Origin of the sequence: Nostoc linckia z4, from assembly GCF_002608075.1 — a bacterium.
GTDB classification, from domain to species: domain Bacteria; phylum Cyanobacteriota; class Cyanobacteriia; order Cyanobacteriales; family Nostocaceae; genus Nostoc; species Nostoc linckia.
This window is the reverse complement of the sequence record NZ_LAHA01000006.1, coordinates 87359-106164: the sequence shown is the minus strand read 5'-3', so window position 1 is coordinate 106164 and position 18806 is coordinate 87359. Positions and strand designations below refer to the sequence as shown.

The 18806-nt window shown below is 39.0% G+C and carries 15 protein-coding genes; 12 read left to right on the top strand and 3 right to left on the bottom strand.

Annotated features, from left to right (window positions below; all coding sequences use genetic code 11):
- Positions 1-10 precede the first annotated feature (10 nt).
- Complete coding sequence (panB, locus tag VF06_RS08035) at positions 11-781, top strand: 3-methyl-2-oxobutanoate hydroxymethyltransferase (RefSeq protein WP_099066991.1); 771 nt, start codon at positions 11-13, stop codon at positions 779-781.
- Between the two features lie 993 nt (positions 782-1774).
- On the opposite strand, the gene VF06_RS08025 is transcribed toward panB, so the two are convergent.
- Entirely contained in the window at positions 1775-3070 is a 1296-nt protein-coding gene (locus VF06_RS08025) for a dicarboxylate/amino acid:cation symporter (RefSeq protein ID WP_099066993.1), read from the bottom strand.
- A 172-nt stretch (positions 3071-3242) separates the two neighbouring features.
- On the opposite strand from VF06_RS08025, the gene VF06_RS08020 reads away from it, so the two are divergent.
- Positions 3243-5873 (top strand): DNA polymerase III subunit alpha, encoded by a 2631-nt coding sequence (locus VF06_RS08020; RefSeq protein WP_099066994.1) that lies wholly within the window; start codon positions 3243-3245, stop codon positions 5871-5873.
- Positions 5874-5969: 96 nt separating this feature from the next.
- Here the strand turns inward: VF06_RS08020 and VF06_RS08015 are convergent, their stop codons facing one another.
- On the bottom strand, positions 5970-6347 hold the full coding sequence (locus VF06_RS08015) for a VOC family protein (protein ID WP_099066995.1): 378 nt from the start codon (positions 6345-6347) through the stop codon (positions 5970-5972).
- Positions 6348-6817: 470 nt separating this feature from the next.
- Here VF06_RS08015 and VF06_RS08010 point away from each other — a divergent pair, with 470 nt between their 5' ends.
- The 4 genes from VF06_RS08010 (at position 6818) to VF06_RS07995 (ending at position 10600) form a co-directional block, all read left to right on the top strand.
- Positions 6818-7471 (top strand): glycosyltransferase family 2 protein, encoded by a 654-nt coding sequence (locus VF06_RS08010; RefSeq protein WP_099066996.1) that lies wholly within the window; start codon positions 6818-6820, stop codon positions 7469-7471.
- Positions 7472-7490: 19 nt separating this feature from the next.
- Positions 7491-8822 carry an ABC transporter substrate-binding protein gene (locus VF06_RS08005; RefSeq protein ID WP_099066997.1) on the top strand — a complete coding sequence of 444 codons (1332 nt, stop codon included), beginning with the start codon at positions 7491-7493 and terminating at the stop codon, positions 8820-8822.
- Entirely contained in the window at positions 8819-9721 is a 903-nt protein-coding gene (locus VF06_RS08000; RefSeq protein ID WP_099066998.1) for a S66 peptidase family protein, read from the top strand. The genes VF06_RS08005 and VF06_RS08000 overlap by 4 nt, the downstream gene beginning before the upstream one ends.
- 75 nt (positions 9722-9796) lie before the next feature.
- Positions 9797-10600: an FkbM family methyltransferase gene (locus VF06_RS07995; RefSeq protein WP_099066999.1), complete on the top strand. Its 804-nt coding sequence runs from the start codon at positions 9797-9799 to the stop codon at positions 10598-10600.
- Between the two features lie 90 nt (positions 10601-10690).
- Here VF06_RS07995 and VF06_RS07990 read toward each other — a convergent pair whose 3' ends face one another.
- On the bottom strand, positions 10691-11431 hold the full coding sequence (locus VF06_RS07990; RefSeq protein WP_099067000.1) for a hypothetical protein: 741 nt from the start codon (positions 11429-11431) through the stop codon (positions 10691-10693).
- Between the two features lie 251 nt (positions 11432-11682).
- Here VF06_RS07990 and hemE point away from each other — a divergent pair, with 251 nt between their 5' ends.
- From hemE to pstA, 6 genes are all read left to right on the top strand, one after another.
- Complete coding sequence (gene hemE, locus VF06_RS07985; RefSeq protein ID WP_099067001.1) at positions 11683-12744, top strand: uroporphyrinogen decarboxylase; 1062 nt, start codon at positions 11683-11685, stop codon at positions 12742-12744.
- Between the two features lie 156 nt (positions 12745-12900).
- Entirely contained in the window at positions 12901-13839 is a 939-nt protein-coding gene (locus VF06_RS07980; RefSeq protein WP_099067002.1) for an NAD-dependent epimerase/dehydratase family protein, read from the top strand.
- Positions 13840-14038: 199 nt separating this feature from the next.
- Positions 14039-14806 (top strand): SDR family oxidoreductase, encoded by a 768-nt coding sequence (locus VF06_RS07975; RefSeq protein WP_099067003.1) that lies wholly within the window; start codon positions 14039-14041, stop codon positions 14804-14806.
- A gap of 429 nt (positions 14807-15235) precedes the next feature.
- Positions 15236-16279: a phosphate ABC transporter substrate-binding protein PstS gene (gene pstS / locus VF06_RS07970; RefSeq protein WP_099067004.1), complete on the top strand. Its 1044-nt coding sequence runs from the start codon at positions 15236-15238 to the stop codon at positions 16277-16279.
- 523 nt (positions 16280-16802) lie between these two features.
- The gene (gene pstC / locus VF06_RS07965) at positions 16803-17804 is read left to right on the top strand and encodes a phosphate ABC transporter permease subunit PstC (protein WP_099067005.1); all 1002 of its coding nucleotides are present in this window, start codon (positions 16803-16805) and stop codon (positions 17802-17804) included.
- Between the two features lie 96 nt (positions 17805-17900).
- The gene (gene pstA / locus VF06_RS07960; protein WP_099067006.1) at positions 17901-18782 is read left to right on the top strand and encodes a phosphate ABC transporter permease PstA; all 882 of its coding nucleotides are present in this window, start codon (positions 17901-17903) and stop codon (positions 18780-18782) included.
- Positions 18783-18806: the final 24 nt, after the last annotated feature.

The following is an 18806-nucleotide window of genomic DNA, read 5'->3' as shown; positions in this document are numbered from 1 at the left end:
AAAATTGGCAATGGCAATCACTACCCAGCAATTAATTCAATGGAAACAACAGGGACGTTCAATTGTGGCGTTAACCGCTTGGGATTATGCGATCGCCCAACTCTTGGACGCAGCTGGTGTAGACTTAATCCTCGTGGGTGACTCAATGGCAGTAGTTTTAGGCTACCAAACAACTCTGCCAATAACTTTAGATGAAACAATCTACCACGCTAAAGCTGTACGTCGAGGAGTTAAACGCGCTTTTTTACTGGTTGATTTACCGTTTTTGAGCTACCAGGAAAGCATCCAACAAGCAATACATTCAGCTGGTAGGGTTTTGAAAGAAACCGGGGCGCAAGGTGTAAAGTTAGAGGGTGGTTATCCAGAAATGGTGGAAACTGTGGCTCGTTTGGTAAAAGCGGGAATTCCAGTTATGGGTCATGTGGGTTTGACGCCGCAATCAGTACATCAACTCGGTTTGCGACAACAGGGTAAAACCCAAGAAGCCAGTGAGAGAATTTTAAGTGAAGCGATCGCTCTCGAACAAGCCGGTGCTTTTGGTATGTTGTTAGAGCATATCCCCGCAGATTTGGCAATGCAAATTACACAAAAACTTACCATTCCCACAATTGGTATTGGTGCAGGGCCTCACTGTGACGGTCAAGTTTTAGTTACCTCAGATATTCTCGGTCTTGCAGAAAAAAGTCCGCCATTTGCCAAAGTTTACACAAATTTACGGGAGACAATTACGAAAGCGGTGCAAGATTATGCTTTAGAAGTACGAGAACGGAAGTTTCCTTGAGCAATACTTCGCTAAATAGAAAAATGCCTCAATTAAACTTGATTTTAACGCCTGAAATTTTTTTTGCTAAAACTTAAAGCCTCTCAATTTGTAACCTATTCATTAATCAAATGTTTCTTAACAATTTTGCAAACATTGTTTGACAATTTCTCACATTTACTTAGTCATTAATGAAGCCAATGGACGCGAAAAAAGCATAACTACTTGTGCCGGTTGTTGACTGTTAACAGCCAAAGCTAGATTTTGTCTCTTATCCCTGTTTCCTGGGAGTGCTTCGAGATGTCGTGTAATAATTTTGGCAATTATAACTAATTAACCAGACTTGATATTAGTCATTTATTCCATGACTTTTATGATTAGTAAGGAACTTGAGTTGCTTGCATTACTTGAGTTTTGACCTATGTGCGATGGTTTTTGCAGAATGTTCCTATATCTACCATCGAAAAAACTGTGTCATTATTTTTTCTCCACCGCTTTATAAGTTTATAAATAAAGCTATAAAATTTACCTCAAAGGTGAGTTACGAGCGTCTTCAATATTAAGAAAAGTTACAAAAGATATATTCACGCAGAGCTTTTCTAGATCGAGATCGAAAGTTAGATTGAATTTAAGTATTAAAGCGTAGAGAACATGATTGAACTGTGGAAATTCCGCAATTGCCACCAAGACAATTGTAGAAACCCAGTGTAGTCTTTAACTAGAAAAACAGTGTCAGGCAGTTACTAAGCAAAAAGACAACTATTCCCACTAAACTTTTTAATATTTATTGTTCTTATGACACCAAAAGACATCAAAATTAAATTTCCTCTTTGGCAATATCTGAACCAGCCCTTATTTAGTCCCGATACTAAGTTAGTATGGAATCCCCATCGCTTTGCATTGATGTGGCGTCTTCAAATGCTAGAACGCTGCTGGACTAAAGAATGTGACGCGAAAGGGCCTCAACAGCATTAACTAGCTTAAAAGCTGCTGCAATTCCTTTTTTTGACTTGCTCAAGCCTCGTCGTCTACAATACGAGGCTTTTTGCCGTCTAGTAAAGTACTAACAGTCATGTCTCCCATAACATTAATGGCAGTGCGGCAGCGATCCAAAAACCAGTCTACAGTCACTAGTAAAGCTATGTATTGGGTAGGTAAACCTACAGAAGTAAACACCAATGTCATTGTTACTAGTCCAGCATTGGGAATATTCGCTGCACCCACCGATGCAAAAATCGAAGTGAGGATGACAATTACTTGCTGTCCCAAGCTTAGATGTTGCCCAATTAATTGAGAAATATACAATGCAGACATGGCTTCATAAAGGGCAGTGCCATCATTGTTGAAATTTGCTCCTACCAATGCTCCCAAGGCAGCGGAGGATTCCCTTAAACCGACTTTTGTTTGCAAAACCTCGAAGGTTACAGGCATGGCGGCGGCAGAGGAAGAAGTCGAAAAAGCCGTCAAAAAGGCATCAGAACCGCCAGCTAGAAATTTTAGTGGGTGTACCCAAGAATTAAATTTGACTCTGGTGAGGTAGTAACATGCTTGTAAAAACAGTGCTGCTAGTACCGCGACAATGAATGCCCCTAAAGATTGAAAGGGGGCAAAACCTTCTTTAGCAACAGTTTTAGCTACAATGCCAAACACTGCAAACGGTACTAAGGCAATTACCCAATTGAGGATGCGGACTACTGCTTCAAACAAAATGCCGATGACATCTTCAATGGGTTGGTATCCGTTTTTTCCTTGGGCAATTTGTTCGGATTTTAATCCCCGCAGCACAATGCCAAAACTCAGAGCAATGACAATCAATTGAATGACGTTATTATCAACTAACGGCTTAAGAACTGCTTCCGGTACTGCATCTTTGAGCAGTCCCCAAGGATCGAGGCTTTGACTTGTAATTTGCGTATTTGTTGAAGTGACTACATTGCCCCAGGTTCCGGGACGTAGAACGTTTGCGACGAAGAGTCCCACTAAAATAGCTACAGTAGTGTTGGTTAAAAGTAGTACAAATAGCCGCCGTCCCGTGGTTCCAGGGATATTTGTAGTCATTAAAGTATGTAGCACTGCTACCAAAATCAAAGGCGTAGCTAGGGCGCGGAGAGCCTTTAGCACCAACTCAGCCGGAATTGCTAAATTGTTGATTAGGGCGGCATTGCTGGGGCTGGGATTTCCTGCACCAAGGACAATTCCGACGCTAATGGCGACTACTAGGGCGATGACAATTTGTAACGTCAGAGGAATACGCTGCCACCAAGGCCTAGCTCTGGTTTCAGGCGGAGTGCTACTTTCTGGATGACTCATTGGTTAGATGCGGATTAACTGTTGTAACTATTAAAACAACACTGGTGACAGTGGCAAATCCGGAAAAACAAAAGCTTTATTTTTGGGTAAAAACTGCTAATGTAAGATTCCGTTGCTTTGCAAAATCCGGTAAGCTCCTAGAGATATTTTTGGCTTGTGTTTGGAGGCGCTTATGTCCTTTGTCCCTTTGCATATTCACAGTGACTACAGTTTGCTTGATGGAGCAAGTCAGCTACCAGAGTTAGTGGAACGAGCGATCGCTATGGGAATGAAGGCGATCGCCCTTACCGATCATGGTGTTATGTATGGTGCGGTTGAATTAATTAAAATTTGCCGCAGTCAAAATATTAAGCCGATTATCGGTAACGAAATGTATATCATTAACGGCGATATTGAGAAACAAGAACGCCGTCCCAAATATCATCAAGTTGTTTTAGCTAAAAATACAAAAGGTTACAAAAATTTAGTCAAATTAACTAGTATTTCTAATCTTAAAGGCGTTCAAGGCAAAGGAATTTTTTCTCGTCCTTGTATTAATAAAGATTTACTCAAACAATATCATGAAGGCTTGATTGTTACCAGCGCTTGTTTGGGCGGAGAAGTGCCCCAAGCAATTCTCAGTGGCAGACCAGATGCAGCCAGGAAAGTTGCTCAGTGGTATAAAGATGTATTTGGTGATGATTATTATTTAGAAATTCAAGACCACGGTTCTCAAGAAGACCGAATTGTAAATGTTGAAATAGTTAAAATTGCGCGGGAATTAGGTATTAAATTTGTTGCTACCAATGATTCGCATTTTATTTCTTGTTTTGACGTTGAAGCCCACGACGCCTTGCTGTGTATTCAAACCGGCAAGCTAATTATTGAAGATAATCGGATGCGTTATAGCGGCACAGAATATCTAAAATCTGCCGAAGAGATGAAGCTGCTATTTCGCGACCATTTACCAGATGATGTAATTGAAGAAGCTGTAGCCACCACTGAAGAAGTCGCCGATAAAGTCGAGCCTTACCATATTATGGGTGAGCCTCAAATTCCTACTCCGCCAATTCCTTCCGGTCATACTGCTGATACTTACGCCGAAGAAGTTGCATGGATTGGACTTTTAGAAAGATTAAATCGCAAATCACGAAATGAAGTAGATACCGTCTACAAAGAAAGATTGGAATACGAGCTGAAAATGATTCAGCAAATGGGTTTTTCCAAATACTTCTTAGTTGTATGGGACTACATTAAATTTGCCAGAGATAATAATATTCCCGTTGGCCCTGGTAGAGGTTCCGCCGCTGGTTCGTTAGTCGCTTATGCAATGCGAATCACTAACATTGATCCCGTACATCACGGGTTACTATTTGAGCGATTTTTAAATCCAGAACGGAAATCCATGCCTGATATTGATACGGATTTCTGTATTGAACAACGCGATAAAGTTATTGATTACGTAACAGAGAAATATGGTGCAGATAGAGTTGCCCAAATTATTACCTTTAACCGCTTAACTTCTAAAGCTGTTTTGAAAGATGTGGCCAGAGTATTAAATATTCCTTATGGCGAAGCCGACAAAATGGCGAAATTAATTCCTGTGGTGCGGGGAAAACCTACAAAACTCAAGGTAATGATTTCTGATGCAACTCCAGAAGCAGAGTTTAAAGAAAAATACGATCGAGACCCAAGAGTCCGCCATTGGGTTGATATGGCGATGCGAATTGAAGGAACAAACAAAACCTTTGGAGTTCATGCAGCCGGTGTAGTGATTTCAGATGAACCACTAGATGAAATTGTGCCGCTACAAAAGAATAATGACGGTTCTGTAATTACTCAATATTTCATGGAAGACTTGGAATCATTGGGTTTGTTAAAAATGGATTTTTTGGGTTTGCGTAACTTGACCCTGATTCAAAAAACTCTTGATTTAATCGAAGAAAATAAAGGATATAGGATTGACCCAGATGAAATCACCCGTGGCGAAAGAAAAGCCCAAAATATATTAGCTAAAGGCGAACATACCATTTTACCTAAGGAAGTCAGGAAAACTTACGAACTATTAGAAGCAGGCGAGTTAGAAGGAATATTTCAATTAGAATCTTCGGGAATGCGTCAAATAGTCCGAGATTTAAAACCTTCTAATATAGAAGATATTTCTTCGATTTTGGCACTTTATCGACCAGGCCCATTAGATGCGGGACTGATTCCGAAATTTATTAATCGTAAACACGGCCGAGAAACAATTGATTACGAACACAATATTTTAGAACCAATATTAGATGAAACTTATGGAATCATGGTCTATCAAGAGCAAATCATGAAAATTGCTCAAGATATGGCTGGCTATTCCTTGGGACAAGCTGATTTGTTGCGTCGGGCAATGGGTAAAAAGAAAGTTTCGGAGATGCAAAAACAGCGGGAAAAATTTGTCGATGGTGCAGCAAAAAATGGTGTCAAAAAACAAGTTGCTGATGAATTATTCGAGCAAATGTTGAAGTTTGCTGAATATTGTTTAAGTTATGACACTGAAATTTTGACGGTAGAATATGGATTTTTACCCATTGGAGAAATTGTAGAAAAAGGTATTGAATGTAGCGTCTACAGCGTCGATGGTAATGGAAATATTTATAGTCAACCCATCGCCCAGTGGCATCATCGCGGACAGCAAGAAGTGTTTGAATATAGTTTAGAAGACGGTTCAGTGATTCGAGCAACAAAAGACCATAAATTTATGACTGTTGATGGTCAAATGTTGCCCATTGATGAAATATTTGAACGTGAATTAGATTTGATGCGGGTGGAGGGTTTGCCAGAGTAGGAGATGAGGGAGGTGGGGAGGTGGGGAGATGGGGAGATGGGGTGACGCGGGGAAAAACTAATGACTGATGACTAATGCCCAATGCCCCATGCCCAATTATGTCGGTTCATGACAAACAGCTTCTATGCGATATCCGTCGGGATCGATTACAAAAGCGGCATAATAATTGGGGTGATAATGTGGACGCAATCCTGGTTTACCATCGTCTTTAGCTCCGGAAGCGATCGCTTGTTCGTAAAAAGCATCGACAGCATGACGATTATTGGCGATAAATGCCAGGTGAAAGCCCCTTGATACTTCATGGGTAAACTTTTGGCGACTCACAAGCCAAAACCTGGGAAAACTGTCAGTGCCATAACCAGCAATGTCAGTTAAACTAAACAGTCGCTTGATACCCAAGGGCGCAAGCACCGCGTCATAGAAGGTTAGACTGCTTTCTAAACTACTCACCCCAAAGGATAGATGGTCAAACATCAGCTTTGACTTTTATATAGGTACTTACAATATTTTTCAATAAAACGACATCTTCAGAGCGATCGCTTTTTTGTAACTGCCAAAGTTCTCTTTACTCCTTGTGACTTCCTGATGAAAAAACTTCGATTTTGATTCTATCCTCCATACAAAAGTCAGTGATGACCTAACAAATTTTTAGAAGATGCGAAAAGTTATATGTTAAGATTTTACAGTTGTTCATAACTTCACAACAATGGGAGAAAATACATTTTTCATCCAGAAAAATGGTTGAAATTTTCAATGCTATTATTGCAACCAATGAACTTTAGTAAAAAGTTGGAAGTTAAAATTCAAAATCCAAATTAGTTAAGAATTAAAATTTTGACTAATTTCAAGACCAAATAATTGAAAATTTACTGAAGAATTTACCAACGTTTTTCAATCTTTGCTCATGATAATCTAATGCCTTTGAATAATTTGTAAAACCACTGATGAATACCATAAATTTTACTTCGTCGCCAGAAGTTTCAGTAATATTAGCTACATACAATCGCGAAAAGTATTTAAATAATTGCATTGATAGTATTATTAATCAAACCTTTGATCGTTGGGAATTAATTGTAGTGGATGATGGTAGTCAAGATAACACTTTTACAGTGGTTAATGATTATTTACAAAAATTCCATAATATCCGTTATTTAAAACATCAAAATCGCAAAGCTGCTTATTCAAGAAATGCTGGTATTCAAGCATCTTTTGGGAACTACATTACATTTATAGATAGCGATGATACATACAAAATAAATCATCTAAAGTCACGCTGGGAATATATGCAAGCCAATCCGGAAATTGATTTAATTGAAGGAGGATACGAAATCGAAGAAGAGTTTTTCGTTGCCGATTGTTTTAAACCAGGTGAAAAAATTAGTATTCGAGAATGCGTTGTGGGTGGGACATTTTTCGGCAAAAGAAAGGTATTCTGGGAATTAAAAGGATTTAATAATGTTGATTATGGAGAAGATGCAGAGTTGTGGTCTCGCGCTGAAAAAATTTTTAAAACTCAGAAAATCAAAGAACCAGAAACTTATATTTATACTAGAACAGAAACTAGTACCACAAAAATTTTTATGGATAAAATCTCCTAAATGTAGCTAGATATTTGGTATGAACATTAACTTTTATTTAAAGTCAATAAAAAATATATTTCATCAGCATACTAGTTATAAATGGAGAAATTTATTTTTAGGAATTATCCTAAGTTTATCTCTACTATTCTTATCTAGTTGTCAAAGTACAACACCAAAAAACAATGGTGCAATTCATATCACACTGTGGCACAGTATGAATCCACCTGGTAATCGGGATGTATTTAATAAATTAATCGATAAATTTAATGAAACTCAAAGTGATGTTTATGTAGAATCTGTCTATGTAGGAGTAGATGGAATATTACCAAAAATTTTGACAGCTGTGATTGGCAATGCGGCTCCAGATATGTTGTCATTTTCTCCACAAATGACAGGTCAATTTGTAGAGTTAGAAGCAATTAGACCTCTAGAAGAATGGCTTTCAAAATTGCCACAAAAGTCGGAAATTTTTCCTAATTTATTTGAAGAATTGGAATTTGACGGTCACATTTGGTCAGTTCCTCTCACTACTGCGAATATGGGGATTTTTTACCGCCCTAAACTTTTCCAAGCAGCAGGAATTACCCAAACACCAAAAAATTGGGAAGAATTGAGAGAAGTTGCCAAAAAACTAACCATAGACCGCAATGGCGACAATCGACCAGAACAATATGGAATTTTATTGCCTTTAGGAAAGGGAGAATGGACTGTTTTTAGTTGGTTCGGGTTTTTATTAAGCGCTAAGGGAGAAATTGTCACCAATAATCGCCCAAATTTGACGAATCCGGGAGCGATCGCTGCCTTACAATTTTGGCAAGATCTATTAAAAGATGGTTCAGCAACCCTTTCTCCCCCAGAACGAGGTTATGAGGAAGACGCTTTTATTTCAGGTCGTGTGGCGATGCAAATCACAGGGCCCTGGACTTTCATTATGAAGTCTAACGTTGATTTCCAAGCGTTTCCCATACCTGCAAATCTCCAGCAAGCTTCTGTTAAAGGCACTGGAAATTTATTTTTGATGAAAACTACACCCGAAAAAGAACAAGCCGCACTCAAGTTTTTTGAATATATTTTGAGTCAAGAATTCCAAACAGAATGGAGTATTAAATCGGGTTTTTTACCAACAAATATTAAATCAGCCGAAAGTCAAGCTTATCAAGAATTTCTCAAACAAAAACCTATTTTCAAAACTTTTCTTGACCAAATGTCTGTATCGGGTTACAGACCAATTATTCCTGGCTATAGTCGTTTGTCTGATGCTCTTGGTCGAGCGATTGAAGCCGCCATACTTGGTGAATCTCCAGAAATAGCACTGGAAAAAGCCCAAGCTAACCTCGACTCAATTTGGGATTCCATACAACCTCAATGAAATCTAAAATCCTACCAGCACCCCTCAAACCCGGTGACTTGCTGCGAGTTATTGCTCCTAGTGGTGCTTTACGAGAATTTGAGGCATTTACACAAAGTATAGAAATTTGGCGATCGCATGGCTACCAAGTTGAAGTCAGTCCCAAGATAGATGATAAATGGGGATATTTAGCCGGTGACGATGAAAACCGCCGTCACCAGCTAGCAGCAGCATGGCAAGATCCCAATTGTCGCGGTATCCTCTGTGCCAGAGGTGGTTTCGGTAGCACTCGCATCTTAGAAAATTGGCATTGGCAACAAAATTCAGAAGTTCCCAAGTGGCTGATTGGCTTTTCTGACATCACTGCACTTTTATGGAGTCTTTATAACGTGGATATTGTCGGCGTTCACGGCGCTGTGCTGACAACCCTTGCTGATGAACCAGATTGGTCAATCCAGCGATTGTTTGATTTGGTGGAAGGTCGTTGTCTGGCTCCGATCAAAGGTTGTGGTTGGGGTGGTGGCATTGCAACTGGCACTTTATTACCAGGAAACTTGACAGTAGCAACTCATCTTTTAAATACACCAATTCAGCCAAATTTTGATGGCGTAATTTTGGCACTGGAAGATGTCACAGAAGCGCCCTATCGCATCGATAGAATGCTTACCCAGTGGCGTTTAAGTGGTGCTTTAGCAAAAGTGCGCGGCATTGCTTTGGGCGGTTTTACTCGTTGTGAAGCCCCGCCAAACGTGCCTAGTTTTAGCGTCGAAGAAGTATTGCGCGATCGCTTGGGGGATTTGGGGATTCCTGTAGTCTCCGATTTGCCTTTTGGTCACGATAGCCCCAATGCAGCCTTACCAGTTGGTGTCAAAGCAACTTTAGACGCAGATGCAGGGACATTGGCCATCGACGATCGATAAATTTTACACCATAGCAATTTTTAAAACTTGCTTCGGAAAAGTTGGCAAACACAGAATTAAAAAAATAAGGAATGTATGGACAAAAATTTAATCATTGATGTCGGCGTTCACACGGGTCAAGATACAGAATTTTACTTAAAAAAAGGCTTTCGAGTAATTGGTATAGAAGCCGATCCTCAGATTTATAAATCAGTGAAAGAACGATTCAATAACTTCATTGAAAATGACCAGCTTACCCTGCTAAATATTGCTGTGTCAACCAAAGATGAACCAGTCACATTTTATACAAATTCAAACCAAACCTTTTGGGGTACAACTTCATTAGATAGAGTTAAAAAAACCGAAACTACCTTTAGTACCCCTTTCATCGAGACAACAGTAGAAGGATGCCGATTTGAAAAAATCCTGGAAAAATTTGGCATTCCCTACTATTTGAAAGTTGATATTGAAGGTACTGAAATATTGTGCGTACAAGCATTAAGACAATTTGCAAGCAAACCAAAATTTATTTCTATAGAATCCACAAAAACTTCTTGGAATGCTTTGCTGAATGAATTTGCAGTGTTTAAAGAACTTGGTTATCAGAAATTCAAAGCCATTAATCAAGCAGAAGTACCAAAACAAGTTTGTCCCTCACCAGCACAAGAAGGTCAGTATGTACCATATAAATTTGAATATGGTGCTAGCGGACTGTTTGGAGAAGAAACACCAGGAAATTGGCTTTCGGAAAGAGAAATAATTGACGTTTACAAAGGCATTTTTTTGAACTCTAGAATCCTGGGAGTAAATGGAATTGTTTCCAAATTACCTGGGGGCAGAACACTGCTAGAGAAACTCAACATTAAAGAACCTTGGTATGATACTCATGCTAGTTTATAGACTGTCACGCATTCTTTATTATGTTGACAGTTAACCGTAAACAGGAGTGACTGACGGGTATGTAGGGCTTTGTCCAAATAAAGCATCGAATCAGCGAACAATTTTACTTTGACTAGGTAAATTTCTCTTCAAAGTACACAAGCCAATTGCTGGTATGGCTCCGAGAATCATTGCTGTTAACGCTTGTCCACTCCAATACAAGATAAAATTACGGCTGGCTTCGGGAATTAGATTTTGCACAATAAAAAGTAACCAAACCAAAATAGTAATTAATAAGAAAGAAATTGAAGGTAGAAAATTCCACCACCAAGCACTTGCTGTATATTTTCTTAAAACCAGCCATTGGCAAATCCCTAGCCAAATGCCAGAAATAATATAAGCAATGGCAGATAGAAATCCTAAAATCAAAGTCTGTTCTGGTGATAAAGCTTCATTGAACGACCCGGCAATGGATGAAATATAGTTAATCCAAGCTGTAGAAACGCCGTTGGCAATTAACCAACCAACACTAGTAGCAAATATCCATTGCCAACCAGATAGATATCGATAAACCACAAGGGCTTGATCCGCAGAAAAAATCAGCGCAAAGGCAACATTGCTCAGACATCTAACCACAATACTCCAGCCTTGCGAATCTAAAGACAAGTTTTCGAGAATCAGTTTTTCTAAAGCGATACTGGCAACACCGCCAACAACCCATCCGATGAGGGTCATTAAGGTAAACTGAAAAAAGAATTTCTGTCGCTGCGATCGCGGAATCAAAAATTTTCCTGGGCTAGGCTCGTTATTAGCTGATGTCAAGCCATCGGGGCTGTTGGAGTCGGATTGCATAAAAGGGGATTGGGGATTAGGGACTGGGGATTGGGGGATGGGGAGATGGGGAGATGGGGAGAAATAATCAATGCCCCATGCCCCATGCCCTATGCCCTATGCCCAATTCAATATTGATTTCTGTTTTATCCTATTTCCCAGTTCTCAGTCCCTAGTCCTTAGCCCCCAGTCCCCTTAATTCTGAAAAAGCGTAATCCCAGAATGATAAGCTAAACAATGGCATAAAAAAGTGACTTAGGATGAAGTGATAAATGAGCGTTTCGTTAACAACTCCTCATCTCTTACGTGCTGCTCGTGGTGAAGTAGTAGATCGTCCCCCTGTATGGATGATGCGACAAGCAGGACGATATATGAAAGCATATCGAGACTTGAGAGATAAGTATCCTTCGTTTCGCGATCGCTCGGAAATTCCAGAAGTCGCAATTGAAGTTTCCTTGCAACCCTGGAAAGCCTTCCAGCCAGATGGAGTAATTTTATTTTCTGATATTGTCACCCCATTACCTGGTTTGGGCATTGATATGGACATTGCCGAAGGTAAAGGGCCAATCATTCATTCGCCTCTCCGCACTCAAGAGCAAATTGATAACCTGCGTCCCTTAGAACCAGAAGCAGCTCTACCATTCATCAAAACAATTTTGCAGGCGCTACGGTCTGAAGTAGGCGATAAATCAACGGTGTTGGGCTTTGTGGGTGCGCCTTGGACTTTAGCCGCTTATGCGGTGGAAGGAAAAGGTTCTAAAACCTATTCCGTCATTAAAAATATGGCGTTTTCTGACCCCACGATCTTGCATCAATTGTTAACAAAATTCGCAGATGCCATTGCCATTTATGCCCGCTATCAAATTGACTCTGGCGCTCAAGTGGTACAAATGTTCGATTCTTGGGCGGGTCAATTAAGTCCCCAAGATTATGACACCTTTGCTCTGCCTTATCAGCAGAGAGTTTTCCAACAAGTGAAGCAAACCCACCCCGATACACCGTTAATTTTGTTAGTTAGCGGTAGTGCAGGCGTGTTGGAAAGAATGGGCAAATCCGGCGCAGATATCGTCACTGTAGACTGGGCTGTGGATATGGCAGAAGCACGGGCAAGATTGGGCAAACAAGTGAAAGTCCAAGGAAATCTTGACCCAGGTGTGCTATTTGGCTCTAAAGAATTTATCCGCGATCGCATTTATGATACCGTTCGCAAAGCCGGCAATTGGGGTCACATTCTCAATCTCGGTCACGGTGTCTTACCAGAAACTCCAGAAGAAAATGTCGCTTTCTTCTTTGAAACCGCAAAGCAACTGAATTTGGCAGCAGTTACGGCTTAGGAGTTATTCAATTTTGGATTTTGAATTTTGGATTTTGGATTGTAGAAAAAATCCAAAATCTAAAATCTAAAATCTAAAATTTACAAAGCTGATTCGGAACTTTTAACTTTATTCTTAAATCTTGATTTTTAAATCCTAACTTTTTAGAAATTATTTATGAGCCAGAAACGGATTTTAGTGACTGGTGCAAGTGGTTGTGTAGGTCATTATTTAATAGAAGCCTTAATTCAAGAAACAGATTATGAACTGTTTTTGTTAGTTAGAAACCCCGCTAAACTGCAACTTGATACCCAGGCACGTCCAGGTATCAATGTTTTGCAAGGTGATATGCAAAACATTAGCAAATTTGCCGATTTGCTATCAACAATTGATATAGCGGTACTCACTGCCACAGCTTGGGGTGGTGAGCAGACATTTGATATTAATGTCAACAAAACTATAGAGTTGATGAAGCTGTTAGATCCAAATAAATGCCAACAGGTAATTTATTTTTCCACAGCTAGCGTTTTGGATAACTACAATCAACCATTAAAAGAAGCTGGGGAAATCGGTACAGATTATATTCGTTCTAAATATGAATGCTTACATCAAAAAGAAAAATTAGAAATAGCACCCAAAATTACCACGGTTTTTCCAACTATAGTTTTGGGTGGTGATACTAATAAACCCTATTCTGCTGTTTCATCTGGTATTAGAGAAGTTACTAAATATATTAATTTGATTCGCTTTTTGAATGCAGATGGCAGTTTTCATTTTATCCACGGGCGAGACATTGCCACTGTGGTGCAATATTTAATTGAACATCCTCCTCAAAATGAACAAGGGCGTAGATTTGTTTTAGGTCAAGCAAAATTAACTGCTAACCAAGCAGTGGAAGAAGTTTGTGCTTATTTTGGCAAAAAGATTTACTTTCGCATTCCTGTATCCATAGCTTTAGCAAATTTGATTATTGTTTTGTTCCGCATTCGTATGGCTGCTTGGGATAGGTTTTGCATGAATTATCGACATTTCACTTATGAAAATGCGGTTAATCCTAGCAGTTTTGGTTTGCCAAATTATTGTGCAACCATGAGTGATGTTTTGAAATTAAGTTGAAGCTAGGATAACAATTTTAGGCGTTCCATAAATGCCGGATGAATTGAGATTTTTGACCAAGGCTAAAGGTTGATTCTTTGTGTCTTTGCACCTACTCTCCGAGTTCCGCCTTTGGCGGTATGCGTGAGGTAAAAATCATCCCACCAATCAGCAACGCCAATTTTATTATATTATTTAGTCATTTTTAATCTTTATTGTTGTGGCGTTATCTGAATTTTTATTAACTGGAAAAGTTGCCCTAGTAACGGGAGCAGGACGAGGTTTAGGACTGGAAATTGCTAAATTACTTGCTAAAGCTGGCGCGTGCGTCATCGTCAATGGGCGAAATCTGGAACGCCTCAATCAGGCAGTTACAATTATTGAGTCAATTGGTGGTTCAGTCTCCTCATTACCGTTTGATGTGACGGATGAAGTCGCGGTTAAAAAGGCATTTGTTGAAATTCAACAAATGCATGGCGGTTTAGATATTCTCGTCAATAACGTTGGAATGCGGGATCGCCGTAAGTTTTTCGAGTTTGAAATGGATGCAGTGCGTCGGCTGATTGACGCCGATTTGATTGCGCCGTTCAATTTGTCACGGGAAGCCGCACGGTTGATGATTTCCAAGGGTGAGGGGCGAATCATCAATATTACATCCATCGCGGGACAAATTGCAGATGCGGGGGATGCAGTCTATACCACAGCAAAAGGAGGGCTTGAAGCCCTGACGCGCACTCTAGCCGCCGAACTAGGAGTATTTGGTATCACTGTTAATGCAGTTGCTCCTGGCTTCTTTGCGACGGAGAGTAATGCAGATGCAGTTACCGATGCGAAAATTGCCCAATGGTTGCAAAATCGAACTTCTCTTGGTCGTTGGGGAAATCCACAAGAAATTGCGGGTGCAGTTGTGTTTCTCGCTTCTCCAGCTGCATCCTACATTACAGGTCAGGTTTTAGCAGTTGATGGTGGTTATTTGAGTCATTTTTGATTGTAGTCTACTAGTGGTTTATCGCATTAGTTACGAGGGGTAAATAAGTTTGTAGTTAGGACTTTAGTTCTTGATTTTTAAGCACTGAAGTGCTTACTACAAACTCATCAAAATTAATGCGATAGACCACTAGTTTTGAGAACGAGTTTTGAGAGCGATCGCTGAAACTAATTTGCGATTTTAGATGATACAATTTGAGATTAAAAAGTAATTTAAATCATCAAAAATATATTTGTTTTTGATATAAAAATAATATTTTTTCTTAGAATCACATCAAAAGTTGATAATTTACACCAATATTAAAAATTAATTTTTAAACACAAATTAACTTCTTATTCATCCATTGTTAAACTATCTTTAACCATCAGAAATTTAGCTTATTTAAGGTTGTGATTACAGCAGTAGAATATTCCTTTAATCAGAGGTAATATGATTTTTTCGACCAGCATCTTGAATCGTGTCGTTGCTACTTCATTGGTGACAACTTCTGTTGCACTAAGTCCAATGTTTGGTAACATCGTACAAGCTCAAACCATCAACGGTGCAGGAGCAACTTTTCCGGCTCCACTTTACGAACGGTATGCTCGTGAAGTTAAGAAGAAATATCCAGACTTAAAAATTAACTATCAAGGAATTGGTAGTGGTGGCGGTATTCGTCAAGTAATTGCTGGAACTGTTGACTTTGGTGGTAGTGATGCTGCAATGAAAGATGATGAAATCGCTAAAGTCAAGAACGGTGTAATCTTAGTACCCACAGCCGGCGGTGCAGTCTCTGTGGTTTATAATCTTCCAGGAGTTAACAATCTTAAATTATCCCGCACTACATTACCAGCGATTTTTGCAGGGCAAATTACTAATTGGAATGATGCGAAAATTAAAGCTGATAATCCTGGTGTAAATCTACCAAATCAACCAATTAAATTTGTTGTTCGCGCCGATGGTAGCGGTACAACTTTTATTTTTACTAACCATTTAAGTTCAATCAATGGTTATTTTAAAGGCAGAGTTGGAGCTAATACTGCACCAAAATGGACTCTTCCAAACGTCCTTAAAGGTAAAGGTAATCCTGGCGTTGCAGCTTTAGTAGCTCGCACTCCTGGTTCTATTGGTTATGTTGAATATGCCTACGCTCTCAAAAATAACCTGAAATCAGCACAGATCCAAAACAAGCAAGGACAATTTGTTGCTCCTTCTTTACAATCTGCAAACGCAGCTTTGGCTAGTGTGAATTTTCCAGATAACTACCGCGTTTTTGTGGGAGATCCAAGTCAAGGTTATCCTATTGTCGGTCTTACTTGGATCGTGGTTTACAAACAGTATGCCAATGCTGCCAAATCTGATGCCATCAAGAAATGGATAAATTGGGTATTGAAAGACGGTCAACAGTATAATGATGACCTAAACTACACCAAAATTCCATCTGAAATTGCAAATCGCGTACTTCAAACAGTGAATAGCAATGTCAAGCCTTAATTGCTAGTTTTATGTAAAATTCAGGAGTCACAATATTTAAAAAATCAGGAGATAAATTGACGAATAAATCTAGTCATCATCATATCCTCTTGATAAATTCAGGACTTATGCAAGTGTCACAAAAAACAAAACTTTTTGCTTGTAGTAAGGGCTACTCTACGGGAATGCTCCGCAAACAGCCCTGATTTTAAGGACTAAAGTCCTTACTACAAACTTAAAATAATATGCTACTTGCGTAAGTCTTCAAATTATGGCTTCTGATTCTGGTGAATTTTGTTCCTAAGTTTTCGTTTCCAGGTTTTACCTGGAAATGATTTTTATTAAGATACCGTTGTTGCAGTGAAAGTTTTAGAGAATATTTATTAAGTAAAAATGCTGTTTTTGACTGTGAACCGTCAACAGTCAACAGTCAACACCTTAACAGGAATAATTGATTTTTACTTGATAAATAACTTCATCGCTGTTGCTTATTGCCTTATTGTCTACTATGCTCACATCCAAAAATCTATTTTATTAGTTTGTCATGGCAAATTCATCAGAACCAGCCGACAAAAATTCATCATTTGAATCGAATTTAGATGATGAAAACATCGATTTGACAGCTATTAGTGGTAAAAATTTTTGGTTTGACCAAGGATTTACACGGCTAGTATACTTTTTTGCCGTGGTTACTTTTGCTGTATTATTTCTCATGAGTTGGGTAATTTACAAAGAAGCCCTACCAGCAATTAAACAGTTCGGAGTCGGGTTTTTATGGGGTCAAGATTGGGATACAGGTAATCAAATTTTTGGTGCATTACCTTATATTTATGGAACTCTAGTAAGTAGCGCGATCGCTATTTTATTAGCAGTACCAGTGGGAATTGCAGTTGCTTTAGTAACTAGTGAAAATTTCTTACCAACATCTGTACGAACAACCTTAGCATTGGTTGTGGAATTAATCGCTGCTATTCCCAGTGTAATTATTGGTTTATGGGCTATTTTTAGCTTTATTCCAGTTTTAGAACCTTTTGAAAAATTGCTAGGTAACACTTTCAAATTCATCCCAATATTTAATACACAAGACCCTGTAGGCACAAATATGTTGACTGCTGGAATTATTCTAGCCATCATGATTTTGCCAACAATGGCAGCAATTACTCGTGATGTATTACTTGCCATACCGAAAGAATTACGCAGCGCATCTATGGCTTTAGGTGGTACTCGTTGGGAAACAATTTTTCGAGTGTTGCTACCGGCTGGATTTTCAGGAATAGTCAGTGCAGCAATGCTGGCTTTAGGACGTGCTTTGGGTGAAACAATGGCTGTCACTATGGTAATTGGTAATTCTGCTCAAATTAGTGCTTCTTTACTCGATCCGGCTTATACAATTCCCTCTGTATTAGCGAATGAATTTGCTGAAGCCGAACCAGGATTACATATTGGTGCTTTAAGTTATTTGGGATTAATTTTATTTGCCTTGACTTTAACTGTAAATATTGGGGCTGTATTATTAGTCAGGTGGTTTGCTAGCAAAAATAATTGAATAAGAATTCAGAATTGAGAATCCAGAATTCAGAATTAATTCTTGGTGCTTACTGTGGATTGAGGGTTTTGTTAAAAATTAAAAGTTGTGAGCAATATGAATGATTATATCGAACCTGAAAATGATGAATCTATAATAAAAGAATTATGTAGTCCTCTACCAAAAGAACGAGTAATATTTACCTATTTAATGAATGCGATCGCCTTTGGATTCACAACTCTGGCACTCATTCCTTTATTATCAATTTTATGGGAAATTTTCCTTCGAGGCATATCTGGAATTAAATGGGAAGTTTTTATCAAAACAGTAATTGATAATGGGTTCGGCAATGCCATTATAGGAACCATAACTATGGTAACTATTGGTGCTTTTTTCAGCATACCCACAGGAGTAATGACAGGAATTTTCTTGGCAGAATTCGGTCAAACTAATCCAATTGCTAATCTCGTTCGTTTTATCACTAATATTCTTACAGGTGTACCTTCAATTGTTGTAGGAATATTTGCTTACGGTATAATCGTTTTGGCAACAAAAGGATTTAGCGCGATCGCAGGTGGTTTTGCCTTAGCTGTGATTATGCTACCAGTAATTATATTAACAACAGAAGAATCCTTAAAACTTATTCCCACATCTCAACGTCTCGCCTCTGCTGCTTTAGGTGGAACTCGTTTTCAAACTACCTTTCGCATCGTTGTTACTGCGGCAACTCCTGGAATCACTACAGGAATTTTATTAGCCATATCTCGTGCTGCTGGTGAAACAGCGCCCTTACTTTTTACTGCATTATTTAGTTTAGATTGGTCGGAAGGTTTGTTAAGTCCAACAGCTTCCTTACCAGTACTAATTTTTAATCTCTACAACGACCCAGACCCAGAAAAAAATCAATTAGTCTGGACTACTGCAATAATTTTATTGGGTTTAATTTTATGTGTCAGTATTATTTCTCGCGTAGTTATTAGCAAGAGAAAAATTAAATGAACAGAAGTCATTATTGAGAACGGG

Excerpts from the sequence above, each read along its gene's own strand:
- panB (WP_099066991.1), top strand. The coding sequence starts at position 11 with ATGGCAATCACTACCCAGCAATTAATTCAATGGAAACAACAGGGACGT.
- VF06_RS08025 (WP_099066993.1), bottom strand. The coding sequence starts at position 3,070 with ATGAGTCATCCAGAAAGTAGCACTCCGCCTGAAACCAGAGCTAGGCCT.
- VF06_RS08020 (WP_099066994.1), top strand. The coding sequence starts at position 3,243 with ATGTCCTTTGTCCCTTTGCATATTCACAGTGACTACAGTTTGCTTGAT.
- VF06_RS08015 (WP_099066995.1), bottom strand. The coding sequence starts at position 6,347 with ATGTTTGACCATCTATCCTTTGGGGTGAGTAGTTTAGAAAGCAGTCTA.
- VF06_RS08010 (WP_099066996.1), top strand. The coding sequence starts at position 6,818 with ATGAATACCATAAATTTTACTTCGTCGCCAGAAGTTTCAGTAATATTA.
- VF06_RS08005 (WP_099066997.1), top strand. The coding sequence starts at position 7,491 with ATGAACATTAACTTTTATTTAAAGTCAATAAAAAATATATTTCATCAG.
- VF06_RS08000 (WP_099066998.1), top strand. The coding sequence starts at position 8,819 with ATGAAATCTAAAATCCTACCAGCACCCCTCAAACCCGGTGACTTGCTG.
- VF06_RS07995 (WP_099066999.1), top strand. The coding sequence starts at position 9,797 with ATGGACAAAAATTTAATCATTGATGTCGGCGTTCACACGGGTCAAGAT.
- VF06_RS07990 (WP_099067000.1), bottom strand. The coding sequence starts at position 11,431 with ATGCAATCCGACTCCAACAGCCCCGATGGCTTGACATCAGCTAATAAC.
- hemE (WP_099067001.1), top strand. The coding sequence starts at position 11,683 with ATGAGCGTTTCGTTAACAACTCCTCATCTCTTACGTGCTGCTCGTGGT.
- VF06_RS07980 (WP_099067002.1), top strand. The coding sequence starts at position 12,901 with ATGAGCCAGAAACGGATTTTAGTGACTGGTGCAAGTGGTTGTGTAGGT.
- pstS (WP_099067004.1), top strand. The coding sequence starts at position 15,236 with ATGATTTTTTCGACCAGCATCTTGAATCGTGTCGTTGCTACTTCATTG.
- pstC (WP_099067005.1), top strand. The coding sequence starts at position 16,803 with ATGGCAAATTCATCAGAACCAGCCGACAAAAATTCATCATTTGAATCG.
- pstA (WP_099067006.1), top strand. The coding sequence starts at position 17,901 with ATGAATGATTATATCGAACCTGAAAATGATGAATCTATAATAAAAGAA.